Annotated in this window: 23 protein-coding genes; 10 read left to right on the top strand and 13 right to left on the bottom strand. The window is 53.6% G+C overall.

Going from position 1 to position 24,251, the window contains the following annotated elements; translation table 11 throughout:
* The first annotated feature begins 110 nt into the window (after window positions 1-110).
* Window positions 111-1,937, top strand: a complete 1,827-nt coding sequence (locus SYNC_RS04880; protein WP_237699281.1) for a TolC family protein — start codon at window positions 111-113, stop codon at window positions 1,935-1,937.
* Window positions 1,938-2,114: 177 nt separating this feature from the next.
* Here SYNC_RS04880 and SYNC_RS04875 read toward each other — a convergent pair whose 3' ends face one another.
* Together SYNC_RS04875 and psbP are read right to left on the bottom strand one after the other, a co-directional pair.
* Window positions 2,115-3,422, bottom strand: a complete 1,308-nt coding sequence (locus SYNC_RS04875; protein WP_011618974.1) for an NHLP bacteriocin system secretion protein — start codon at window positions 3,420-3,422, stop codon at window positions 2,115-2,117.
* Window positions 3,423-3,538: 116 nt separating this feature from the next.
* Window positions 3,539-4,093 (bottom strand): photosystem II reaction center PsbP, encoded by a 555-nt coding sequence (gene psbP / locus SYNC_RS04870; RefSeq protein WP_011618973.1) that lies wholly within the window; start codon window positions 4,091-4,093, stop codon window positions 3,539-3,541.
* Window positions 4,094-4,167: 74 nt separating this feature from the next.
* Here psbP and recR point away from each other — a divergent pair, with 74 nt between their 5' ends.
* Window positions 4,168-4,767 carry a recombination mediator RecR gene (gene recR / locus SYNC_RS04865; protein WP_071813681.1) on the top strand — a complete coding sequence of 200 codons (600 nt, stop codon included), beginning with the start codon at window positions 4,168-4,170 and terminating at the stop codon, window positions 4,765-4,767.
* 31 nt (window positions 4,768-4,798) lie between these two features.
* Entirely contained in the window at window positions 4,799-5,701 is a 903-nt protein-coding gene (lipA, locus tag SYNC_RS04860) for a lipoyl synthase (protein WP_011618971.1), read from the top strand.
* Here the strand turns inward: lipA and SYNC_RS04855 are convergent.
* The 8 genes from SYNC_RS04855 to lysA all read right to left on the bottom strand — a co-directional run bounded on the left by SYNC_RS04855 (window position 5,683) and on the right by lysA (window position 12,502).
* Window positions 5,683-6,186, bottom strand: a complete 504-nt coding sequence (locus tag SYNC_RS04855; protein ID WP_011618970.1) for a hypothetical protein — start codon at window positions 6,184-6,186, stop codon at window positions 5,683-5,685. The two genes, lipA and SYNC_RS04855, sit on opposite strands and share 19 nt — an antisense overlap.
* The gene (locus SYNC_RS04850; RefSeq protein ID WP_011618969.1) at window positions 6,186-7,163 is read right to left on the bottom strand and encodes a DUF952 domain-containing protein; all 978 of its coding nucleotides are present in this window, start codon (window positions 7,161-7,163) and stop codon (window positions 6,186-6,188) included. The genes SYNC_RS04855 and SYNC_RS04850 overlap by 1 nt, the downstream gene beginning before the upstream one ends.
* Window positions 7,164-7,198: 35 nt before the next feature.
* Complete coding sequence (locus SYNC_RS04845; RefSeq protein WP_049750325.1) at window positions 7,199-8,152, bottom strand: rhodanese-related sulfurtransferase; 954 nt, start codon at window positions 8,150-8,152, stop codon at window positions 7,199-7,201.
* On the bottom strand, window positions 8,152-8,367 hold the full coding sequence (locus SYNC_RS04840; RefSeq protein ID WP_011618967.1) for a hypothetical protein: 216 nt from the start codon (window positions 8,365-8,367) through the stop codon (window positions 8,152-8,154). Before SYNC_RS04840 ends, SYNC_RS04845 begins: the two co-directional genes overlap by 1 nt.
* A gap of 103 nt (window positions 8,368-8,470) precedes the next feature.
* Window positions 8,471-9,457, bottom strand: a complete 987-nt coding sequence (gene bioB / locus SYNC_RS04835) for a biotin synthase BioB (protein WP_041426446.1) — start codon at window positions 9,455-9,457, stop codon at window positions 8,471-8,473.
* Window positions 9,458-9,506: 49 nt separating this feature from the next.
* Entirely contained in the window at window positions 9,507-10,280 is a 774-nt protein-coding gene (locus SYNC_RS04830; RefSeq protein WP_011618965.1) for an isoprenyl transferase, read from the bottom strand.
* Entirely contained in the window at window positions 10,277-11,110 is an 834-nt protein-coding gene (gene cdaA / locus SYNC_RS04825) for a diadenylate cyclase CdaA (protein ID WP_011618964.1), read from the bottom strand. The genes SYNC_RS04830 and cdaA overlap by 4 nt, the downstream gene beginning before the upstream one ends.
* Window positions 11,111-11,140: 30 nt before the next feature.
* Window positions 11,141-12,502, bottom strand: a complete 1,362-nt coding sequence (gene lysA / locus SYNC_RS04820; protein WP_011618963.1) for a diaminopimelate decarboxylase — start codon at window positions 12,500-12,502, stop codon at window positions 11,141-11,143.
* Between the two features lie 93 nt (window positions 12,503-12,595).
* On the opposite strand from lysA, the gene SYNC_RS04815 reads away from it, so the two are divergent.
* The 5 genes from SYNC_RS04815 to SYNC_RS04795 all read left to right on the top strand — a co-directional run bounded on the left by SYNC_RS04815 (window position 12,596) and on the right by SYNC_RS04795 (window position 18,431).
* The gene (locus SYNC_RS04815; RefSeq protein WP_041426444.1) at window positions 12,596-13,000 is read left to right on the top strand and encodes a GNAT family N-acetyltransferase; all 405 of its coding nucleotides are present in this window, start codon (window positions 12,596-12,598) and stop codon (window positions 12,998-13,000) included.
* A gap of 208 nt (window positions 13,001-13,208) precedes the next feature.
* Window positions 13,209-15,791: an ATP-dependent Clp protease ATP-binding subunit gene (locus SYNC_RS04810; protein ID WP_011618961.1), complete on the top strand. Its 2,583-nt coding sequence runs from the start codon at window positions 13,209-13,211 to the stop codon at window positions 15,789-15,791.
* A gap of 8 nt (window positions 15,792-15,799) precedes the next feature.
* A complete protein-coding gene (locus SYNC_RS04805) occupies window positions 15,800-16,933 on the top strand; it encodes an iron-containing alcohol dehydrogenase family protein (protein WP_041426443.1) in 1,134 nt (377 codons plus the stop codon).
* Complete coding sequence (locus tag SYNC_RS04800; RefSeq protein WP_041426442.1) at window positions 16,930-17,805, top strand: alpha/beta fold hydrolase; 876 nt, start codon at window positions 16,930-16,932, stop codon at window positions 17,803-17,805. The genes SYNC_RS04805 and SYNC_RS04800 overlap by 4 nt, the downstream gene beginning before the upstream one ends.
* Complete coding sequence (locus SYNC_RS04795; RefSeq protein ID WP_011618958.1) at window positions 17,793-18,431, top strand: DUF2993 domain-containing protein; 639 nt, start codon at window positions 17,793-17,795, stop codon at window positions 18,429-18,431. Before SYNC_RS04800 ends, SYNC_RS04795 begins: the two co-directional genes overlap by 13 nt.
* A gap of 17 nt (window positions 18,432-18,448) precedes the next feature.
* Here SYNC_RS04795 and SYNC_RS04790 read toward each other — a convergent pair whose 3' ends face one another.
* Together SYNC_RS04790 and SYNC_RS04785 are read right to left on the bottom strand one after the other, a co-directional pair.
* Complete coding sequence (locus SYNC_RS04790) at window positions 18,449-19,369, bottom strand: phosphatidate cytidylyltransferase (protein ID WP_011618957.1); 921 nt, start codon at window positions 19,367-19,369, stop codon at window positions 18,449-18,451.
* Entirely contained in the window at window positions 19,366-20,790 is a 1,425-nt protein-coding gene (locus SYNC_RS04785; protein WP_011618956.1) for an aminotransferase class I/II-fold pyridoxal phosphate-dependent enzyme, read from the bottom strand. The genes SYNC_RS04790 and SYNC_RS04785 overlap by 4 nt, the downstream gene beginning before the upstream one ends.
* A gap of 285 nt (window positions 20,791-21,075) precedes the next feature.
* On the opposite strand from SYNC_RS04785, the gene SYNC_RS04780 reads away from it, so the two are divergent.
* Together SYNC_RS04780 and SYNC_RS04775 are read left to right on the top strand one after the other, a co-directional pair.
* On the top strand, window positions 21,076-22,725 hold the full coding sequence (locus SYNC_RS04780) for an AarF/ABC1/UbiB kinase family protein (RefSeq protein WP_041426944.1): 1,650 nt from the start codon (window positions 21,076-21,078) through the stop codon (window positions 22,723-22,725).
* Between the two features lie 42 nt (window positions 22,726-22,767).
* A complete protein-coding gene (locus SYNC_RS04775; protein WP_011618953.1) occupies window positions 22,768-23,247 on the top strand; it encodes a hypothetical protein in 480 nt (159 codons plus the stop codon).
* Between the two features lie 8 nt (window positions 23,248-23,255).
* On the opposite strand, the gene SYNC_RS04770 is transcribed toward SYNC_RS04775, so the two are convergent.
* The gene (locus SYNC_RS04770) at window positions 23,256-24,221 is read right to left on the bottom strand and encodes an RpoD/SigA family RNA polymerase sigma factor (RefSeq protein ID WP_041426441.1); all 966 of its coding nucleotides are present in this window, start codon (window positions 24,219-24,221) and stop codon (window positions 23,256-23,258) included.
* Window positions 24,222-24,251 lie beyond the last annotated feature (30 nt).

Raw genomic sequence — 24,251 nt, 5'->3', positions numbered from 1 at the left:
TGATAGCTAGCGATCAAACTCATCATAGTTTTGCATTGGACACCTTTCATCATTGACCAGAGTGCGTGAACATACCCAAAAGTCGTTTTAGAAGTCGTCATCCGACAAACGTGTTGAAACCATCCCGCTGTGATCTGGTCCTCTCCCGTTACGTATGCGCGCTCGGATTGATTTGCAACACCTTCGCTCCCGTAGCAGCTCAGACCAACGTTGCTCCACTGGATGAAGGCGGCACGACAGAGCAACTTGAGAAAAGTTGGGAGCGCCTCAATACCCAGGTCCACGCTATCGATACGTTGACTGGTCCAGCTCCAGCGATTGAGAGCAGTGACGATCTCAGATCGATTGAAGTTCCCAAACTACTGATTGATGTCAATACACCCGCATCCGGAGAGCTAACAGAACAAGAGACCCAGCCAGACCCTCTTCTTCGCCTTCCATCTTCAGCTGACACTGCATCGCGAACTCTTTCTCTCTCTCTTGAAGATGCTGTCACGATCGCCTTCCGCAACAACCCATCCCTGGGCGCTCAACGAGATTTAATCAAGGCTCAAGCCGCCACCATTGCATCCGAATCAAGTCGCTACTGGCCAACGATCAGCGTTTTCGCCAACGTCGATGGATTTCAAAGCGGAACAACCACTTACAACCCCTATGGAAACAACACCTTTGGGTTTGGAGAACTCTTTAATTCAAAAGGGCAAACTCCCAATTTTGCTCTCACCAATGATGGAGACAAAGTCAGTGGCTCCAGCGCTGGCCCCTTCTACATCCCACCAGGAGGTGGGCTAGGGGCGGTAGCGAATGGAGTTTCGGCAGATGCTGGGCTTCAGCTCGATTACAACATTATTGATTTTGCTCGAACTCCCAGGGTTCAAGCAGCCCAAGCCCGGCTCACCCAACAAGAAAATCTCTATTCCGACCGGTTAAGAGCCATTCAGCTTGAAGTGAGCGAGGCCTACTACAACCTTCAACGTGCTGAGCAACTTGTGCGGATACGCGATGCGATCGTTCGCACTGATCTGGTCGTATTAGAAGACACTCTTGACCTAAAACAAGCTGGTCTTGTTCCGAGAGTGGATCTGCTCAGACGAAGCAGCCTTCTCGCTGCAGACGAAGAAAGCTTGATCCAAGCGATGACTGATCGTGCGGTAGCCCGCCGTGAACTTTGGACCATTCTCAATCTTTCCAGTGAGATCATCCCCAGTGCAAGCGACCCCATCAGCCTCCAACCACGATGGCCCCTGAATTTAGAAAGAACGGTATTGGCGGCTTACGACGACAATCCAGAGCTCACTGCGATTCTCGCAACACAGCAAGCACTCATGCGCCGCCAAGACGAAGCGGCTGCTCAGCTGCTACCAAGGCTCAGTCTCTTTGCAGCAGCCGGTGGCTTGGGATCCGTGGAACGCACGTCAAATCTTGCGCTGATCGGAGGTGGATGCTGCGGAGGCACTTTTCTTCCCCTCGAGCAGGTCAGCGGATACGAATGGTCGGTAGGACTGGCCTTCAATTGGATGATCTTTGATGCCGGTGGCACGTCAAACAGAGTGAAGGCCTTGAAACTTCAAGAGCAAGCAACCGCAGAGCAATATGCAAACACCCGCAACGCGATTCGCTTACGACTGGAGCGAGCTTTTTTAAACCATGAAGCCAGTTTGGCGAAATTAGTGTCGGCCAGACGTGCTGTTGGTGCCAGCAAAGAGGCCTTCCGAGACACACAACTGCGTTATCAAACCGGATTAAGCGATGAAATCAACCTTTCCATTACCCAGGAACAGCTCGTTAACGCCTTAGTAAGACGATTATTCGCCACTTTGAATGTAAATGTCACCTATGCACGCATGCTGCGTGAACTCTTGCCCATGCCTAAAAATCCAAACGATCCAGTCTTCACCCAATTAACTCTTAGTTTTCCTTCAAATAATCTCAACTAGTCAGCCCTTGAAGACCACCAGCGCTCGATTCGATATCCAAAAACCACCAAAAAAACAACAAACCAAAACCACAATTCAGGCGGATTAGCATTTAATAGAATAATTAACAACACCAATTCTGATATTAGCCAAGGAATCTCTTGCTTAAGTAATGGACGCATTGACATCGTGGAAAGATCAGGGAAGGGTGTCAGGTTGACGAAGAAAAGGCAGATCAAAGACACGATCAATCCTCAATGTGCGGTAACCGCCTGTGATCGAACGAAGCCCGGGCAAGACATAGGTGATCGGTGAGCGCCATTCCACATAAGCAAAGGTGTCTACGGTCAAACCATCGCGGATCGGGAAGACGCCACTGCCATTAGAAAGCGTCCAGAGAAAACCATCATCAGACCTTGATCGACGCTGCAAACTGATCTCAGCCCGCATCACTGGGCCATCTCCGGCCAAGTCTTCAGCAAGCTGTGCATTGCCCGTTGTGGTGGCGATATCTTCCTGGGTTGCAGGCAACGTCAGCACATTTTTCACCTTCCCTTCAATTCCACCAAACCGGCCCCTTTGGTTCCAGCGCGGGACCACCTCAACAGGCAACCCAAGCGGTAGTCGTCGCGCATCAGCAGGTGGAAAGTAGGCGACAGCGATCAGATCAGGACCGTTACCTCGAGCCACCTCCCCCCTTCCAATCGTGCCAAGACGATCACCCATTTTGATGGTCTGACCCGGAATCACTTGAAGATCCAGCACACTGCCATCACGCTGAGCTGTAATCGTGCCATCAAAGGCCAATTTCGCCTCGCTGACGCGAATCTTACGCTTCAGATCATCAATCACAAAGGTCCGATCGAGCTGCTCAGACTCAACATCAAGTTTGATTTGCTGAAATATTGTGAGAGCCTGTTTGCCCTGAATCTTCAGATCATCCAAGGCAACGCTGGTGCTGGTCAGTCCTTGTTCTGCGGACACCACTTCACTGGATAGAGGAGCCACCACAGCACGTCGCGATAACCATTCAAGATTTCGAAGCTTCCCCGAAAAAGTGCTTTGCAATTCACCCAGCCTTCGCTCGTCATCTTTGAGCTTGGCGAGAGTGGTATCAAGAGCCTGTCGTGCAGTCTCGATACGCAATACATCGCGCTGATTTAACTCGATATTTTGTTTTTGAAGCTGGTTTAAATTCCCTTTTTCTTGCTCTAGTTCACGTTCAAGCTCAGGCAAATATAGCGTCATGAGTACCTGCTGTTTCTCAACGCGATCACCCACACGCACATCAACGTTGAGAACTTGACCAGCAGACCTGGCATTCAAAACGCCAGCATTATCGGGGTAGATCAGAACACCTTTACCTTCAACTTGAGTAGGAACTGGCCAGAATAAAAGCCAAGCTGTGAACAATCCCCCCATTCCTGCCAAACAAGCCCCAACCTGCCGATGGTCATCAAGACCATCCCAGCGCGTTTTTAACTTACTGAAGGATATTAAAGACACAGGGAATGTCGCTGTTGCAGGTACATCGTGAAAACCATGGATGAGGACAAGTCTTTCAACATCAATCGTCTGTCATCAATGTTCGAAGCTCGGCCATCTCAATGGTTGAACCCTTATCAGATCAACAACGTAAACGATGTAATCACAGATTCGAACAAGTCTTTAACGCGAGGCCAGCGGCTTTCATTCGTGCTGGTCGCAAGGGTGTACAAGCGGCCCCGATCCACAACGACAGTGGCCAACTCATGGCGATCACGATCTTGAAGATGCACGGCGTACTCCAGGTCATAGAACGTATGACCTGAGGCCTCTCGTTCTCGTGCCTCGATCAGCTCGGCATTGCGTCCGCTGCCCTCTGGGGCGATCACATCACGGCGCAAGCGTTCTCCTACGGCAACAGCACTGCCCAGGTTCTGTAAATCGTTGTCGGCATCTACATCCGATACCACAAGGCTTACCGTTTCATCACTATTAATCAGGTCGTGAAAGACAACGGTGGGGCCTCCCGTCATCGCCACCCGCGTCCAACCGGTGGGGTAGAGGAAGGCGTATCTACCGTCAGGGCTCTGGAACGAATTAAGACCAGCTCCAGCACCGCTGCAGGCGGTGAGCAATAAAACACAGACAACGCTGAGGAGCGATCGGAGCGGAACTTGTAACGGGAAGCGCATCGAATCGTTCATAAATCCATCCCATTCTGCCCGGAGATCTCCCTGCCTAGATTTCAGAGACTTGCAAAAGAGTTCTGAGCGGCTTCACCCGACCGCTAGCACGGTTGATCGACCAGTTCGAACGTCTCCCTGGCATTGGTCCAAGGACTGCACAACGACTGGCCCTCCATTTGCTACGCCAACCAGAAGAGCAGATCCACAGTTTTGCTGACGCTCTCTTGGCGGCAAGGAGTCAGGTAGGGCAATGCCAAACCTGTTTCCATCTCAGTGCCGAACCCACATGTGAGATTTGCAGGAATCCAGAGCGCTCGATCGGGATGCTTTGCGTTGTAGCCGATTCAAGGGATCTACTGGCCCTCGAACGCACCAGGGAATATGCCGGTAGATACCACGTTTTGGGAGGCCTGATCTCTCCGATGGACGGCATCGGTCCGGAAATGCTGCAGATCAGCAACCTCGTGAAAAGGGTTGCAGCAGACGAGATCAACGAAGTCATCCTTGCGCTCACCCCCAGCGTGGAAGGTGATACCACCAGCCTCTACCTGGCTCGCCTGCTCAAACCATTTACGGAAGTCAGTCGAATCGCCTACGGCCTTCCAGTTGGAAGCGAACTCGAATACGCGGACGACGTCACCTTGAGTCGGGCTCTTGAAGGTCGTCGAGCAGTTGAATGAAACTCCCAGACATGCGGTCATGAAAGCGAACATGAGCCGTTACAGCGGAATACGCCCCAGTGAGCGCTTGCCGGAATGGTTGAGACGACCCATCGGTAATGCCTCAGCGATTGAACAGGTGCAAACTCTGGTCAAACAGAATGGGCTCAACACGATTTGCGAGGAGGGCCGCTGCCCCAATCGAGGGGAGTGTTACGCAGCTGGTACCGCAACTTTCTTACTCGGTGGCTCCATCTGCACCCGTAGTTGTGCGTTCTGCCAAGTGGATAAAGGACGTTCACCTGAAGCAGTGAACCCTGAAGAAGGTGAACGGGTTGCAGAAGCCGTGCTTCGCATGGGACTGCGCTACGTGGTCCTCACGGCCGTAGCCCGCGATGACCTTGAAGACCATGGGGCCAGTTTGTTCACGAACGCGATGGCGGCGATTCGTGCCCGCAATGCTTTGATCGCCATCGAAGTACTCACCCCAGACTTCTGGGGCGGTATCGCCGATCAAACCAAAGCGCTTCAAGCTCAACAGAAACGTTTAGCCACTGTTCTGAAAGCACAGCCAGTTTGTTTCAACCACAATCTTGAAACGGTGAAGCGACTACAAGGTGAAGTCCGCCGTGGGGCGACTTACACCCGCTCGCTTGGGCTACTTGCCGCGGCCAGAGAACTTGCCCCATCGATACCCACCAAAAGCGGCCTGATGCTTGGTTTGGGCGAGAGCAAAGATGAAGTCATCAACACCTTGAAAGACCTACGCAGTGTCGATTGTCAGCGCATCACCCTCGGCCAGTACCTAAGGCCATCCTTAGCCCATATCCCTGTAGCTCGTTACTGGCACCCCACGGAATTTGCAGAACTTGGCGCCATCGCCACCGACCTTGGATTTACTCAAGTGCGCAGTGGGCCATTAGTGCGCAGCAGTTATCACGCAGCAGGAGACTGAGCCGTCCAGCGCTGAACAGCTCGCTGCTGCACCTCGGCACAATCAGCCGTCATCAGCGCACCAGCACCACCCCAAACCATCCGCAGAGGCAAGTCCCAAACAGCTGCCTCCACCTCATGCACCGTGCTGAAACCTCGTTGCTTGAAGTAGCGCACCAAACGCCGATGCTGACCCTCTGCATCCCGTATCGCCAACAACCTGGCCCTCTGGCAAGGAGTGGACTCAAGCGCCCAAGCCATGGTTGCGGCCCAAATCAGATCTCCCGTCCCAGCAGGAGCTTTGGGACGAACTCGCATTGTGTCGAGCTGCAGTCCAGTGGTGGCGCCATAGGCCCAGGCTTTCATCTCGCCCTGGAGTTGCAAGCGATCAGCGGGCAGCTGTTCAGCCACAACCAAGCGCAAACTCCACAGTCCCAGGGGGCGTCCAACTTTGAGGCGCAGCAGCAAGCCACGTTCTCGTGCCTGAGCTTCTAGGTCATTGAGCATCAGGAAGCGGGCAGAGAAGAGAAAGGACTCACCTCGACCACCGAGGCAATTGGAAGCGGGCCATACAGGTGCGGGAAAAGAACACCTGTGTAGATGGCATCTGCTCTCAGAGGGGCAGACAGCAGCTTTGGATTAATTCTGAGCGTTAGGACGGCACCAGCGTCGGCATAAAACCGATCAAACGTGTCTTGGAGCTGCTCTTGCCAAGAGAGATGAATGAATCCCACCTGCTCGAGAGAACAGCCACGCGTTGAAACGCGATAGTCGCCTCGCTGGATGGCAGCCTGCCAATCGGATTCCAAGGCGAGATGAAACAACGGTTGATCCATGGGAATCGCAATGGAATCGGCCGGGAAAATTGGTTGCATTCCACCTGGCAACCAAGGATCAGCACGTTGCATCAACCGTTCCATCATCGGGTCATCGACAAACCGCGTGAGCCAGTCCCGCAACGGTGACAAATCTGGATCAGCATCAAATCCAACCGCATCCGCAAGACGCCACTGCCGTACAAACGGCCATAGGGCCCCATCCGCCAAAGCCATCCGATCAGCCAGCAACCAGCCGTTTTGACTGATGCGTTCGCTCCAGCTGCGCAGGATGACAAGACCAGCCTGGCGATGGTCCTCTTTTACGGCACCGGGATAGCGATCGGTGTACTTGAAACGATCGAGATGATGCTTAAAAGGCCCGTCATTTTCTTCGATCAAAAGGTCCGAGTCCGCTTTTCCCAACACGCCTCGGGTGTCAGCCTGCAGCAAAGCCCAGCGCATGATCGCCAAACTCTCATCAATAACGCTGCCATCCGGAAGGACCAGCACCGGAACCGTGCCCTTAGCAGAGACCTCCAGCATCGCGGCAGGCTTGGCTTTGAGTGCAATCTCACGCCACTGCACCATCAAACCTGCCTGAAGCAGAGCCCAACGAGCTCGCATCGCATAGGGACAACGGCGAAAGCTGTAAAGGATGGGCAGCAAGCGAAGCCTGAAAGCAAGTCATGGCCACTGAAGCACTAGCCGCGTGCAGCAAGCTGGTCAATCTGTTGTTGGCGCATCGCAAATCTGCGGCGATCTGCATCTGTGAATTGATCGATGCAATGCAAACACTGCACGCCCTTGATGTAGCTCGGCAGACTCTGCTGCTCAGACGAAACCGGTAAGCCGCAAGCGTGGCATAAGCAGTAGTCACCTCGTTCCAACTGATGGTTCAGCGCAACGCGCTGATCGAACACGAAACACTCCCCTCGCCAACGGCTGTTTTGCTCTGGAACCTCTTCGAGATAGCGAAGAATGCCTCCACGCAAATGATGGACTTCGCCGAATCCCTGCTGCTGCAGAAAACTGCTGGCCTTTTCGCAACGGATTCCTCCCGTGCAAAACATGGCAATCCGCTGAGGTCCATCACGCTCGATGCGAGGACGAAGCTCCTGATCCACCCAGTCGGGGAAGTCCCTAAAACTCTCGGTTTGCGGATTCAAGGCCCCCGCAAAACTGCCGATCGCCACCTCATAGGTGTTGCGCGCATCGATCACCAACGTATTGGGATCATCAATCAAGCCATTCCAATCTTGTGGATCTACATAAGTGCCCACACTGTCTCGAGGGTCCACTTGAGGCTGCCCAAGCGTGACAATTTCGCGCTTGCTCCTGGCCTTAAATCGTCGAAACACTTGTTCGGGATTCCAGCTGTGCTTGACCTCCAGGGATTCGTAATGGGCATCACCCAGTGCAAGTTGGCTGCGTAGAAGGGCAAGCAAGCGCTCCACTCCAAACGAAGGACCACAAACCGTGCCGTTCACGCCTTCAGCAGCGATCAATACCGAACCGAGAACGGTTTCAGCCTGAGCCAGGGGAGGAAGGGCGGTTAGCAGTTTCTGTTGATCCGCCTCAGCCAACGGAGTAAAGGCATAAAAAGCTGCGACCAGAAGATCATCCTTGTTCCAATCAGCTCCCATCTCAGGTTCCATCAGGCAACAACAGCACTGCTGAAGACAGGGTGATCATCGCTCAATTCAACAAGCCGACCAAGATCAACTGACCTCAAAATGTCGCTCTCAGCCTGAATGGTCAGAGCTGCATGAACGGATTCCCCCGACAGTTTCTGATAGGTGAGCACGTCAAAGCTTGAGGGGTCGGATGAGACGGTTCCTTGTGTCCCATCTCGTAAAAGATATTGAGCCACTGATCTGAAAAGAAAAAGTCGTTATGTCGTTTCGTTCGAGCCAAAGCAAGAGATCTCAGAAGATCCATTCACGCAGTCAAAGCCACCACAACTAGAGACTGAACTACGCGGCAAGCTTCTCTGAAGCAGAAAGCCAGTTGGCCTGCACGCCGGCGGTGCGAAGCAGCTCACGATCAGCCTCCACAGCAGGGTTTCCTGTCGTGAGAAGCGTTTCGCCATAAAAAATCGAATCCGCCCCAGCCTGCAGACACAAAATCTGAGCCTCTTTGCTGAGCTGTTCCCGACCTGCACTCAGGCGAACCCGACTGCCAGGCATCAGGATCCTCGTGACGGCAATCATGCGAACCAACTCGATCGGATCGATGGGAGGGAGTTCCTCGAGAGGAGTGCCCTCGACCGCCACCAAAGCGTTGATCGGGACGCTCTCTGGGTGGGGGTTGATCGATGCCAGCACCTGCAACATGGAGGCCCGGTCCCCAATGGTTTCCCCCATGCCAATGATGCCGCCGCAGCAAAGGGTCACTCCCGCTTGACGCACCCGCTCAAGCGTCTCAAGACGTTCTTGGAAAGTCCGAGTAGTGATGATTTTGTCGTAGTGCTCAGGACTGGTATCGAGGTTGTGGTTGTACGCCGTTAGCCCCGCCTTCGCAAGACGTTGGGCCTGGCCATCGGTGAGCATTCCGGCCGTGACGCAGGCTTCCATCCCCAAGGCACGCACGCCACTCACCATCTGCAACATCGCCTCGAATGGGGCACCATCGCGGATTTCACGCCAAGCCCAGCCCATGCAAAACCTATCCGCACCAGCCTGCTTAGCAGCTTTGGCACGCTCTAAGACAGGCGCAACCTGCAATTCGGGCTGGCCTGTGACATCACTGCTGTGATGCATCGATTGAGGACAGTAGGCACAGTCTTCTTCGCACCCACCGGTTTTGACACTCAATAGCGAGGCCAACTGAACGTGATATCCAGGGTTCGATGCACGATGAACCCCCTGAGCACGCCAAAGCAAATCCATCAGGGGAAGATCCAGAAGCGCTTCGATCTCGCTTCGTGTCCAGTCATGGCGCACTTCAACCGCTTCCGTCATCAACCCTGAGAGAGAACCTCGAACCCTCAGGATCCCAGAGCATCGGCGATTAGACCACTAACCCCCCAAAGCGACGGGTTCGGCTTTGATAATCCAAGAACGCACCCACTAAGGCCTCACGATCGAAATCGGGCCAAAGGACATCGGTAACGTGTATTTCGGCATAGGCGAGCTGCCACAGCAAAAAATTGCTGATTCGATGTTCACCACTGGTGCGAATCAAGAGATCGGGATCGCTTTCATCGGCTGTGAACAGTTCTCCAGCAAGGGTACGCTCATCAATTTCGGAGGGGTCAAGCTCCCCACTTGCAGCGCGTTCAGCCAGCCGTCTGGCCGCGACAACCAGCTCGTGCCGTCCCCCGTAGTTGGTGCAGACGTTGAAATGAATTCCATCATTGGACGCCGTACGCTTCGTCGATTCTTCGATCAAGGACTGAAGACGGGAAGGCAGAGGCTCAAGATCGCCAAGAAAACGGATCCGCACCCTCTCCGCCTCTAAGGCCTGTAGCTCCCGTTCCAGCACCCGCTCAAACAGAGTCATCAAAAAATTCACTTCATCGCCAGGGCGAGACCAGTTCTCCGTTGAGAAGGCGTAAGCGGTGAGAGCCTTCACACCCCAATCGCTGCATCGACGCAAGGTGGCTTTCAGGGCCTCTACGCCTGCCCGATGCCCCATGACACGCGGCAAGCCCCTTGATTGTGCCCAGCGTCCATTGCCATCCATGATCACTGCCACATGAGCCGGCAAACGCTGAGGAATGAGCTCGGCAGGAAAAACCTCAATCCGAGCGTCATCTGAACTGGTGGCCAAGCGTTGACTCAAAGCGATGAGTCCTGGGAAATATTTTTTACGCTACGTGAAGACCCCGTTTTCGCTGAAGTAGAGGACACCGGAGCCGCCATCAATTCGGTCAATAAATCTTGAAGACGCGAACTGGTGATCGGACGCTCGAGCTTTCCCTGATTCGCGAGGGACAACGTGCCTGTTTCTTCAGACACAACGACACAGATGCAGCGGTCGAAGCGTTCGGTAATGCCCAGAGCAGCAAGGTGTCTTGTGCCGTAGCGGCTAATGCCTTGACGCGACAGCGGCAAGATGGCTCCAGCGGAGACAATCCGATTTCCCTTCAGCACGACGGCACCATCGTGGAGAGGTGTGTCTGAGGCAAACAAATTGAGCACCAGTTCACTGCTCAGCTGCGCATCGACAGTCACACCTGGATTCAGGAAATCTTCAGGGCGTAAATCACTGCCTAAATCCACCACAATCAAGGCACCACGACGCGATTTAGAAAGGCGACCTGCAGCATCAGTTAGTTGAGCAACGGTACTGGCGGTCGCTCTGAGCTTGCTTTGAGGATTGCCCAACAGAACGGCGAGCCGTCCCGTGCCTAGCAATTCCATCAACCGGCGCAATTCTCCCTGCCAAAGAATGGCCAAAGACAGTGAGCAGGCAAGAACGAGTGCATCGACCAAAGTCGATGTGAGTGGGAGATTGAAAAACCGCTTAACGAACCAGGCGAGAGCAACAAGAAACAGGTACCCCCTTAACAGCCAAAGGGTTCGCTGCTCGTTGACTCTCGTGAAGAGAAGAAAACCGAGAGCAGAGGCGCACAAAACGTCGATCAGCAGGCGAAGTTGCAACACCGCCATTGCGTTTATGCACCCCTTATGCTTTCAAACTCACTTTACCGAGCGCAGGCGATCTGGCATCAGGTCATAACGAAGTAAATCCTCAGGCTGCTCACGCCTCTGAATCAATTCAGCCTCTCCTTGATTAACCAACACAGCAGCAGGTCTCGGAATCCTGTTGTAGTTCGAGCTCATCGAGAGGTTGTAGGCACCCGTCGCCAGAACCACCAGCACCTCACCGCTTCGGCAGGACGGAAACGACAGATCCTTGAGCAATACGTCGCCTGATTCACAGTGCTTCCCGGCCAAAGTGATTGTTTCGTCTGCCTGCGCCAAAGGACGGTCAGCAAGACATGCCGTGTAGAGAGACTGGTAGGTAATCGGACGCGGGTTGTCGCTCATCCCTCCGTCAACCGAGACGTAGGTGCGAATGCCTGGAACCACTTTGCGCGCGCCCACGGTGTAAACCGTCACGCCACTGGATGCCACAAGAGAACGACCGGGCTCGCACATCAAACGAGGCAGCTCAAGACCGCGCTCACGGCACGCCAGGGTCACGGCTTCTGCCACCACCTTGACCCAGGCATCAATCGACGGTGGATCGTCGGATTCGACATAGCGAATTCCAAGTCCCCCGCCGACATTGAGATCACGGACTGGATGACCAAGCTCCCGGGCCAACTTGAGAGCATCAGCCATTACAGCTGCCAAATCCCGATGCGGATCCAGTTCAAAAATCTGCGACCCGATGTGCGCGTGTAGACCTTCAACACGGGCCCAAGCACACCCAGCCAATGCTGTCAGCACGGGCTGCAACTGATCAGGATCAAACCCAAATTTGCTGTCGAGGTGTCCCGTTCGGATGTACTCGTGGGTGTGGCACTCAATGCCAGGCGTGAAACGCAGCATCAAGCGAACCGGTCCTCCACCTTGAGGAACAAGCTCAGCTAGACAATCCAAATCGTGCTGGTTATCGGCCACCACCATCACCCCATGGCTGTAAGCGAGGGCGAGCTCCTCCACAGACTTGTTATTTCCATGCAACACCATGCGTTCTGGTGGCATCCCTCCATCCAGAGCTGTGAGCAGCTCTCCAGCTGAAACGGCATCCAGACCAAGTCCTTCTGAAGCCACGAGGCCTGTAAGAGCCAAGGAGCTATGGGCTTTGGATGCGTAAACAGCAAGAGAATCGCCGGGGTAATGACGTTTCAAGGCTTCCCGATACTCCTGAGCCGAGGCGCGAATAGTCACCTCATCTAGAACGTAAAGAGGGGTTCCATATCGCTCTGCAAGTTCGCTCAAACGACAGCCCCCCACCATCAGACGGCCCAGATCATCGAGCTCAGCTGACACTGGAGCCAGATTCCGATTGGGGCTGACGTGATCACAGCCGGATTCATAAGGGGTGGCCATGGAGTCGTCAGAGGCGGGCAATGGGGGCAATCTAAGAAGCGACGCTTCTCACCCCTGACGCAAACAACGATCCGACTTAATCAATCGCATGTCTTGGCATGCCTGAGACTCGATGCGCGAACTCTCAATGGTCTTTGGAATTCAGACCACTGGGAGCGAGAACTCTCTGATCCTCAGAGACTCTGTATCGGAATCGCTGCAAATGCAGACGACTTATTGGCAATGGCCTGTGGCTGGGTTGTCATGGATGAGCTGCAAATCACTCTGATTGCAGTTGCTCCAGAGCAACGGCGCCGCGGATTGGGGCGCACTGTTTTGAACCAGCTACTGGCGGATGCCAACAACGCTGGAGCTAAACAAGCGTTCCTTGATGTGGCCGAAGACAACTTGGGAGCAAAGGCTCTATACAGCGCATTGGGCTTCAAAACCATTGGCCGCAGGGCCGGCTATTACCGCAATGGCAAAGACGCCTTGATTCAGTCGCTAGAGATGCAATGAGAAATTAAACTCAATTGAATCAATTCAGTATGCGGCGGGTAGGGATACCCGCACTGATCAAACAGAAACCCGCACTACATTTCTGCATTGATTAACACTTTTTGAGAGGCTTAGCCCAAATCACTACTGGGATCTGAGTTGGTATCGAGAGTGATCACAACAACTCTTTATCCCTGATAGCTTAGTTTCACCATTAAAGGCCCTCAAGATGTTCGAGCGGTTTACCGAGAAGGCCATCAAGGTGATCATGCTGGCCCAAGAAGAGGCACGTCGCCTTGGCCACAACTTTGTTGGTACAGAGCAGATTTTGCTGGGTCTGATCGGTGAAGGCACCGGCGTTGCTGCCAAGGTGCTCAAGTCGATGGGGGTCAATCTCAAAGATGCTCGGGTCGAAGTTGAAAAGATCATTGGCAGGGGATCAGGCTTCGTTGCCGTTGAAATTCCCTTCACTCCCCGCGCCAAGCGTGTCCTTGAACTTTCTTTAGAAGAAGCCAGGCAGCTTGGGCACAACTACATCGGTACTGAGCACCTCCTCCTGGGTCTCATTCGCGAAGGCGAAGGGGTTGCAGCACGAGTGCTCGAAAATCTTGGTGTGGACCTAGCCAAGGTGCGGACTCAGGTGATTCGCATGCTTGGCGAAACAGCTGAAGTGGGTGCTGGCGGTGGTGGTGGTTCTAAAGGATCTACCAAGACCCCAACACTGGACGAATTTGGCACCAACCTCACCCAACTAGCAACTGAAGCGAAACTGGACCCGGTGGTTGGACGTCACAAGGAGATTGATCGGGTTATTCAAATCCTCGGTCGACGCACGAAAAATAATCCTGTTCTCATTGGTGAGCCTGGTGTTGGCAAAACTGCTATTGCCGAGGGCTTGGCTCAACGGATTCAGCAGGGAGATATTCCAGACATCCTGGAAGAGAAGAGAGTTCTCACCCTTGACATCGGCTTGCTGGTTGCAGGCACGAAATACCGCGGTGAGTTTGAAGAACGGCTCAAAAAGATCATGGAAGAGATCAAGTCAGCCGGCAATGTGATCTTGGTGATCGACGAAGTTCACACGTTGATTGGGGCTGGTGCAGCTGAAGGTGCGATTGATGCAGCAAATATTCTTAAGCCAGCGTTAGCGCGTGGAGAACTTCAATGCATCGGAGCAACAACGCTCGATGAATACCGCAAACACATCGAACGCGATGCGGCTTTGGAGCGTCGTTTCCAACCCGTCACGGTGGGCGAACCCTCCATCGCAGACACCATTGAAATTCTGAGGGGACTACGTGAGCGTTATGAGCAGCACCATCGCCTCAAAATCACCGACGCGGCCCTCGACGCAGCCGCAACATTGGGCGATCGCTACATCTCCGATCGCTTCCTTCCCGACAAGGCAATTGATCTGATTGATGAGGCTGGAAGTCGAGTTCGTCTGCTGAATTCCAAGCTGCCTCCTGCAGCGAAGGAAGTGGATAAAGAGCTACGCGCTGTCCAGAAGGACAAAGAAGATGCTGTTCGTGATCAAGATTTCAGTCGCGCAGGGGAACTACGCGACAAAGAAGTTGAGTTGCGCGAAAAGATTCGTACTTTGCTGCAAAGCAGCCGAGAAGAAGCTCCAGCCAACAGTGGTGATGCTGACCAAACCACCGACGCTGCTGCAGGAGAAGCCGCGGCCTCTGCTGCACCAGAAGGATCCACAGCACAACCACAACTCCTCACCACTCCCGTCGTTGACGAGGAAGACATCGCACACATTGTGGCCTCGTGGACTGGGGTCCCTGTTCAAAAGCTCACAGAAAGTGAATCCGTCAAATTGTTAAACATGGAGGAAACTCTCCACAAGCGCTTGATCGGACAAGACGAAGCCGTCAAGGCAGTCTCCAAAGCGATTCGTCGTGCTCGGGTTGGCTTGAAAAACCCTAATCGGCCGATTGCAAGCTTCATTTTCTCAGGTCCTACAGGTGTCGGCAAAACAGAACTCACTAAGGCACTCGCCGCCTACTTCTTCGGTAGCGAAGAAGCGATGATCCGTCTTGACATGTCGGAATTCATGGAGAGGCATACGGTCAGCAAATTGATCGGTTCACCTCCGGGATACGTGGGATTTAATGAAGGAGGGCAGCTCACAGAAGCCGTTCGCCGTCGTCCATATACGGTTGTGCTCTTTGACGAGATTGAGAAGGCTCATCCAGATGTCTTCAATTTGCTATTGCAACTTTTAGAAGATGGTCGTCTGACAGATTCCAAAGGAAGAACCGTTGATTTCAAAAATACTTTGATCATCATGACGTCGAACATCGGTTCGAAAGTGATTGAAAAAGGCGGCGGTGGTTTGGGCTTCGAATTCTCTGGTGAAAATGCCGAAGAGAATCAGTACAACAGAATTAAATCACTGGTCAATGAGGAACTGAAGCAGTACTTCCGTCCTGAATTCCTTAATCGTCTAGATGAGATTATTGTCTTCCGTCAACTCAATCGTGAAGAGGTGAAAGACATCGCGGAAATCATGCTTAAGGAAGTGTTTGCTCGAATTGGTGACAAAGGGATTACTTTGACGGTCTCCAACGCTTTCAAAGAACGTCTTGTTGAGGAGGGATACAACCCTGCTTACGGAGCAAGGCCCCTGCGTCGTGCGGTGATGCGCCTGCTCGAGGACAGCCTGGCTGAGGAAGTCCTCACCGGCCGCATCAAAGAGGGAGATTCCGCTGAAGTGGACATCGACGACGATAAAAAAGTGGTTGTTCGCCACCTCAAAACCGCCACTCCAGTGACACCGCAATTGGCCAACGCTGGGGTCTGAGTCAAACCATGACCACGTCGTTGGTTTGCCACACACATGCCATTGCTCCTTCCCGGGTCATTCGGGGAGAGCAAGCATGGCAACGTGGCCTTCCTGCCATTGCAGACCTCTGTCAAAGACCAGCACTGCTAGGGCGTAGCCCAGCAACTCAAGCCATACGTGATGGTTTGAAGGCTGATCTCATTTCAAACGAACTGACAGTTGAAGAAGTTCAACTCAACTTCGACTGCTGTGAGGATGACCTCATTCGCCTTGAGGCCTCGCTCAAGGCAACTGCGTGTGACTCCTTGATTGCAGCAGGAGGAGGCAAGGTTTTAGACGCAGGAAAGCTCCTGGCCTATCGCCTCAAAGTTCCTTGCATCACAGTGCCGCTCAGTGCAGCAACCTGCGCAGGTTGGACAGCTCTCGCCAACATTTATTCCCCAGATGGAGCGTTTGTTGCCGACGTGGCACTCGATGCTTGCCCAGATCTCCTGATTTTTGATCATGGGCTGGTTCGCCAAGCACCGAATCAAACCCTTTCCAGTGGTATCGCCGACGCCCTAGCCAAGTGGTACGAAGCTTCCGTGAGTAGCGGATCTAGTACGGACGGAATGATCCAACAGGCCGTTCAAATGGCCCGAGTGCTTCGCGATCAACTTTTGATTGATGCCCTTGACGCCATCGCTCGTCCTGAGAGTGAGGCCTGGGTCCGGGTTGCTGAAGCCTGTGGTCTTACCGCCGGAGTGATTGGTGGCCTTGGAGGAGCGCAGTGCAGGACGGTTGCGGCCCATGCAGTCCATAACGGCCTAACGCAATTGCCTTCTTGTCACGGCAAGTTGCACGGGGAAAAAGTGGGATTTGGCATTCTGGTTCAGCTTCGGCTTGAAGAACGCCTTGGTGGCAATCAACTGGCCGCCCAATCCCGTCGCCAACTTCTGCCCTTACTCAAGGAACTTGGTCTACCCGTTTCTCTCCAAGATCTTGGGCTTGGAGAGACAGGATTGCATGATTTGCGCGCCATTTGCAGCTTCGCCTGCCGGCCAGGATCCGACCTACACCATCTCCCCTTCGAGGTCACCGAAACCGATCTGCTTGAAGCTCTCGTGAGCACCGAGGCTGACAGTCGCTCCATCAATACGTCTCTGGAGACTGAAGCTTGACCAACAAGCGCATTCTTGAGAACGCAGCCTCCACTCTTCTCGATCCTCTGGCCCGTGAACTGCTCAAAGGCTTGGACTGGTTGGAACTCTCCTGCACCGATGCGGGGGCTGACCACTATCCAGTGGTAACAGTGGGCAGTGGGCCACCGGTGGTGTTGCTGCATGGATTTGATAGTTCCAATCTGGAATTCCGACGTCTTGTACCCCTGCTTAAAACCAACAACACGCTGATCATTCCCGATCTCTTCGGATTCGGGTTCTGCCCAAGACCAGAACAAACCAGCTACGGACCTGAGCTGGTCCTGAAACATCTCGATGCACTTCTGGATACCTTTTCAACAAACGAAGCCATCGGTGTGATCGGGGCCTCAATGGGTGGGTCTGTTGCGATGGAACTCGCGCGGCGACATCCCGACCGCATCGATCGCTTGCTGCTTCTCGCTCCAGCAGGACTGGACGGCAAACCGATGCCACTACCTCCAGTGCTTGACCAACTGGGGGTGTGGTTCTTGGGCAGGCCTGGCGTCAGACGAGGTTTGTGCAGACAAGCCTTTGCCGATCCAGACAGCAACGTTGGCGAACCTGAAATTGAGATTGCATCCCTGCATCTCAAGGTGCCTGGATGGGCGCGTTCGCTAGCGGCGTTCGCCCGCAGCGGAGGGTTTGCAGGTTGCGGTTCACCACTTCCTTCTCAGCCACTGCATGTGCTCTGGGGGGAGCAGGATCGGATCTTGCGCGCTCCTCAAAAACGTTCCGCTCAGGAGTTATTGGGGGACAAGCTTGAATTGGTTGCCAACTGCGGGCATCTTCCCCATCTCGATCAACCGGAGTTGGTGGCAAAACGCTGGCGGGGATCAGAATGCCTGCCATGAATGCAAACAGCTCTGGTCCTCTGCTTCAACTGCTCTCCAATGGTTTGCAGATTTGGATCCGAGGTCAATGCGATGAAGTGGGTGAGTTGAAGCTGACTCTCCAAGGATCAGCCTTGCAACTCCTGCGGGGCAAGCTGGAAGGTGTGTCCTTAACAGCCCGGAAGGTGAGTTTTCAAAAACTCCCCCTTCTGCGTGCTGAGCTGAAAACGGGTGCCCTTCAAGCACACATCAATCCCTCCAATCCTGGCCAGCCGATTCAGCTCTCCCATCCCTTCAACATTGATGGGGAGGTGGTGTTAAGCGGAGCCGATCTCAATCGTGCAATGGCCAGTGATCGTTGGAGGTGGCTGGCAGATCTCCTCAGTGAGCAATTGATGGGGCTGACGCCTCTTCGTTCCTTGAGCATCGACGACGATTTACTGGAATTGCAGGCTGCCGTGATTTCAACACATGATCCTGTACGCGCTCGGTTCGGCCTACAAGCCTCAGAGGGCACCATTCAGATCACCCATCTCGAGACAGGAAAATCGTTTTTATTGCCGATGGATCCTGGTATTCACATTCAAAAAGCTCACCTCAAAGCTGGCCAATTAATTCTTGAAGGGAAAGCAACTGTCAGCCCCTAAACTTTAATTTACAAGAACTAACTTGCGATCAAAGGCATCACCAAAACCAAGGCGTAATACACCACCGCAGGAGTGAATAAATAACTATCAATCCGGTCAAGGATCCCCCCATGACCAGGGAGAGCATCGCCAGAATCTTTAACACCTGCATCTCGTTTCATCATCGACTCAGTGAGATCTCCGACGAGCGCAAAGAGAGCCACCAATGCTCCAAGCAAGCCTCCACTCAACCACCCCAGAGTCCACCCCATAACACTTGCCATCAAAGCTCCCACCACAACAGAGCACAACGCACCTCCGATTGCCCCCTCAATCGTTTTCGACGGAGAGATAGGAGACAAAGGATGACGCCCAAATCGACGACCAATCATGTAAGAGCCAATATCACTCGCAACGACCATCAAACAGGCAGCAAGTGTGATCAATAATCCCGATGAAAGCCAGGAATTATCAAGACTTAAACGTTGCAAAATGGGAGCAACATCAAAATCAGTGAGATTGCGAAGTCTTAACCAATGGCTTGGCAAGAAACCGAGATAAAACAAACCGAAAATTGAAGCGGCAATGTCGGCAATCGATCCTGTTACGGGCTGCAATAACAACCAACCACAGATTGCTGCACCCGATAAAGGCAGCACTGCATCAGGTAAAAGAGCCGGAAGACCTCCTGAATTGGCCCACTGCGTGCTGAAGAGCAAGAGCTGGCATGCCACGAGCGTTGTTTTTGTGGCAGGCCTCATGCCTTTGAACTGGGCCATTCGGAAAAATTCCAACAAACCCAGATGCACGATCACCCCCAACGCGAGCGTGAACCACCACCCGCCGAGGCCCACCACCAGCAAGCCAAAAGCGCCAGCCAGCAATCCACTGAGCAAGCGCTTGCGATCAAAACCCTTCTTGGTTTTGCCTTGGCTGCTGCTCGCTACGTCTGAAATCACCCCAGTTGCACCTGCGGCTCTTCAGCCAGAACTTTCACCATACCGGGCACCAGTTCCGGCCATCTGCGGTGCTGACTCAACAACCACTCCAAGCGATCCAATCCAATTCTTTCGCCAGGGATGAGCAATGGAACGCCTGGCGGATAAGGACAAATCATTTCTGCGGCAATACGTCCAGCGCTGTCGTGGATAGACAGCTCACACGCTGGAGCCCGAACAGCAAGCGCTGGAAGCAGTTCAGGCGTTGAACAGGTCTGTAACGGCGGCAAGAGCAACGGTTCCAAAGGCCCAGAACTGGGGTGAGACTCCTGAAGCCTCCGCCAAAGTCGTTGCATACGTTGGGCCAACCCATGCTGAGACGCCAAGCCCAGGCAAAAGGTTAAACAAAAGGGTTCTGGAAGTTCAGCGATTAATCCACGCTGCATTAACCATGCATCGGCATCCAAACCACTGATTCCCTTCTCAGCCGTCAGCAAAATCAAACGCAAGGGGTCATCACTGCTCCTCAACGGCAGTCCTGCAGCAACAAGTCGAATGGCAAGCTGACGCGCTTCTTTCAATCTTCTCTGCAGCAAGCGTTCCCAGGTTGGGGTCAGCATCCAATTCAAAGTGGCCTCACAGGAGGCCAACAACAAGGCACTGGGGCTGCTGGTCTGAAACCTAAGCAACGACGCTCGCACTGCTGCAGAACTCACACGCATGCCCTGAAGCCAAAGAACAGCTGTCTGCCCCAGACCAGGTGCTGATTTATGCAAGGAATGCACAACGAGATCAGCGCCCGCATGAAGGGAGGAGCGAGGCAAGGCTTCCCCACCAGCGAAAGCAAAGTGGGTGCCATGCGCTTCATCCACAAGCACGGGCAAGCCGCGACGATGCAGGGCTGCGATTAAAGGGGTGGGGTCGGATGCATAACCGTGATAGGTGGGATGCACCAACACGGCGCCCACGATCGACTCAGGGATGGAAGGCAGAGCTGTGAGCGCGCTCTCCAAACCCTGCGCAGACATCGCACCCGGATGTCCACGATCAGAAAGGAATGGAACAGGTAAAAAAACAGGCCGAATCCCTCCCAACACGCAGGCAGCAATCAAGCTGCGATGCGCATTGCGCGGTAACAACACAGCCTGGCCAGGTCCAGCCAAGGCCGAAAGCGCTGCTTGAAGCAAACCAGTTGAACCGTTAACACCGAACCAACAACCGGCAACACCCAACCGGGAAGCCAGTCGCGCTTGCGCATCTGCAACAGCACCATCCTTCTCAAGGGGCCCACCAATCTCAGGAAGTTCTGGAAGATCCCAACTACCGGGTGGCTTCCGCAGCAGGCGCTTCAGAGCTGGCGGCAAGGCTCTGCCCCGACCATGCACCGGCAAATGCAACGACTGCCGCCGATCAGGCCATAGCAACGGAATTAAGGAGTGCATAAGGGCCTGCGCTTCTTCAGTCCAGCCAAATCGATCGCCCTACAAACTTGATAGCGATGAACGTTGATCACTCCGAACAGTGATCGCGCAGGGCAGGGCTCGCACAACAGCCAACGGATCGAAATGACAACAACACAACAACGATGGCAACGCAACAGCCAATTAAACGAGTTGAAGGAACAATCTGCCTAAGATTCACTTCCAGAAGATTCGAACGTGTTGGATATGCCAGAGCGAAGCCGTTTGGCCGACAACACGCAATTGAAAGACTCTTCAGAAACACGCATGCGTTACGCGCCTGGAAAAGATGCGCGCTGGCTCTTATTGAGACCCTGGATTTATCTACCGCGGATATTCCAAATCGTCTGGGCACTAACTGGTTTAGTGGTCAGCTTGCTGCTTCGTGGCAGAAGTAAAGATTCCGAGGTGCAGCGCAAACTGGCGAGAACCCTTCTTCGAACTCTTACAAATCTAGGGCCTTGTTTCATCAAAGTGGGACAAGCCCTGTCCACACGGCCTGATCTGATCCGACGTGATTGGCTCGATGAACTCACCAAGCTTCAGGACGATCTCCCCTCTTTCGACCACGCAATCGCACTACAAACCGTTGAAGAGGAGCTAGGAGCTCCGGTGGAGCAACTCTTCGAAGACTTCCCCACCGTGCCTGTTGCGGCAGCCAGCCTGGGTCAGGTCTACAAGGCGCGTTTGCATGGTCAGCATTGGGTTGCGGTGAAGGTGCAGCGGCCCAATCTCGCCTTTATTTTGCGCCGTGACATGGTGCTGATTCGCACCTTGGGCGTTTTGGGAGCACCTTTTCTGCCTCTCAACTTGGGCTTCGGATTGGGAGAGATTATCGATGAGTTTGGTCGCAGTTTGTTTGAAGAAATTGATTACTACTGCGAAGCCGACAACGCCGAACGCTTTTCAACCCTGTTTGCTGATAATCCAGCCGTCACAATTCCAAAAGTAGAGCGATTGCTTTCAGCAAAGCGAGTGCTCACCACCTCCTGGATTCATGGGACCAAGATGAGAGATCGGCAGGAGTTGAAATCTCAACGTCTCAATCCCCCAGCCCTCATCCGCACAGGTGTAATCAGCGGCCTACAACAACTTCTCGAATACGGATACTTCCATGCAGATCCTCACCCAGGGAACTTATTTGCCCTGAGTGGTCAAACTGGAGATCTCGGTCACGTGGCCTACGTGGACTTCGGAATGATGGACTCCATCAGTGATTCCGACCGTTTAACACTCACTGGTGCGGTCGTTCACCTCATCAATAAAGACTTTTCTGCCCTGGCCAACGATTTCCAACAGTTGGGATTTTTGGCACCTAACGCAGATCTTGAGTCGATCATTCCTCCGCTGAGAGAAGTGTTGGGCGGAAGCCTGGGTGATTCCGTGGGCACCTTCAATTTCAAAGCCATTACCGATCGCTTTTCGGAATTGATGTACGACTATCCATTCCGAGTGCCAGCTCGGTTCGCCCTCATCATCCGTGCCGTTGTGAGCCAGGAAGGTCTTGCCCTGCGTCTTGACCCAGATTTCAAAATCATTGCAGTGGCCTACCCCTACGTGGCCAAACGTCTCTTAGCTGGAGATACCAAAGAGATGCGCGAAAAGCTTCTAGAGGTCTTGTTCGATTCCGAAGGTCATCTTCGCCTCGAACGACTGGAAAGCCTGCTAGAAGTCGTGGGCAGTGACGCTCCCACACCTGGTGCTGAGCTCATTCCAGTTGCAGGGGCAGGTTTGCGCTTATTGCTGAGTAAGGATGGCGCAGACCTACGCAGGCGAATGCTGCTCACCCTTGTGCGTGACGATCGCCTCAGTACGGAAGACATCAGGTCCCTGACCTCCCTGATCGGACGAACCTTTAGCCCTCGTCGCATTGCTGGGCGCATGCTGCAGCAACTGAACCCACTAGCTCCCGCTTAGGGTCCCCCAACGCTTTCACCTCAAACTCACAACCTCACTGTTATGGGATTAGCCCCTGAACTCATGCCCATCGAGTTAGATCAAGCCGACCTCGATGCACTCAGTGATTTCTTTGGTGATCTTGATCCCAGTGAAATCTTTCTGGAATACACGCCCATCAATCAACCGCCCTATCTAATAGCAGGCCTGGGGCTAGCGATCGGTGTGTTGTGCGGCCTCACTTTTGCGAAGCTGATCCAGATTCGATTAGACGGCTGGAAGCAAGATCGCCTCGCTCTTTTGCCACTTGGAACGGCAGAAGTCACGATGAGTTATGCCGGTACTCTCCTCGGAATCACCCTTTTCATCGGAGGGTCGCTTCAAATCTTCGGCTTCGCTTCAGGCGCTGGATACTTAGTTTCCATGCTGCTTTCGCTCCTCACAGGAGGAGCTTTATGGGTGCAACTGGAACGGTTAATGACTCAAGTGGAGTCAGGCAATTTCAAAGCAGTTGACTTCGACAACTTTGACGAATTCTTCTAATTCAAGTTTTAAACAAGGACATAGGCCTGGAGTTGTTCGTCACCCCTACGGAGCATCTCCAAGCCTTCACGCTCGAGTCTTCGCGTCCGATCGCGACTCATCTTCATCGATTTAGCAATACCCGTGAGGCTCATCGGCTCTTCTCCATCCATTCCATAGCGCATTCGCAACACTTTTCCCTGCAATTCAGGCAGCTGGCTCAATAGATCCCGCAGGTCTCCCTTCAAGCATTCACCTTCCACCTGATCTGACGGCAGTTCACCATCACCCGCCAGCAGTTCCAGCAATTCGGTGTCGTCGCCATCGCCCACCTTCATCTCCAAACTCACAGGCTGGCGGGCACGGCACATCAGATCCTTCACTTCCTCCTCTGGAAGTTCCACAAATGACGCCAGTTCCGTCACCGATGGGGTGCGGCCGAGCTCTTGGCTCAACTCCCGTTGGCCTTTCTTCAGCTTGTTCAACATTTCGGTGATGTGGATCGGCAAGCGAATGGTTCGGCTCTTCTCCGCAATCGCGCGGGTGATGCCCTGACGAATCCACCAGTACGCATAGGTACTGAACTTGTAGCCCCGGGTGGGATCAAACTTCTCCACTCCACGCACCAAACCAATCGTTCCCTCCTGGATTAAATCCAGCAGTTCCATATTCCGCTTGGTGTATTTCTTCGCGACGCTCACCACCAGCCTCAAGTTGGCGGCCACCATCCGCTCCTTAGCCCGGCGGCCTGCCTGCAGCTTTCGCTTTAACTGCGCTGCACTCATGCCAGCAGCTTTAGCCCATTCATCTCTCGCGACCTCTTCTCCGCCACGTTGATCCTTGAGTTCCGCTTCTAGCGCCTCTAAATCCATCAGTTCCTGCACCTGACGGCCCAGGGTGATCTCCTGCTGATGGCTCAACAACGGCACTCGGCCGATGTCTCGTAAATACGAACGCACAAGGTCCGCATCGGGAAGCAGAGCCAATGGCGCCATTAGCAATTACGAAACTCTTACGTTTCCTAA

The organism is Synechococcus sp. CC9311, from assembly GCF_000014585.1.
Taxonomy (GTDB): Bacteria; Cyanobacteriota; Cyanobacteriia; order PCC-6307; family Cyanobiaceae; genus Synechococcus_C.
Note: the sequence above shows the minus strand (reverse complement) of the source record. Positions and strands in the feature narration are given on the sequence as shown.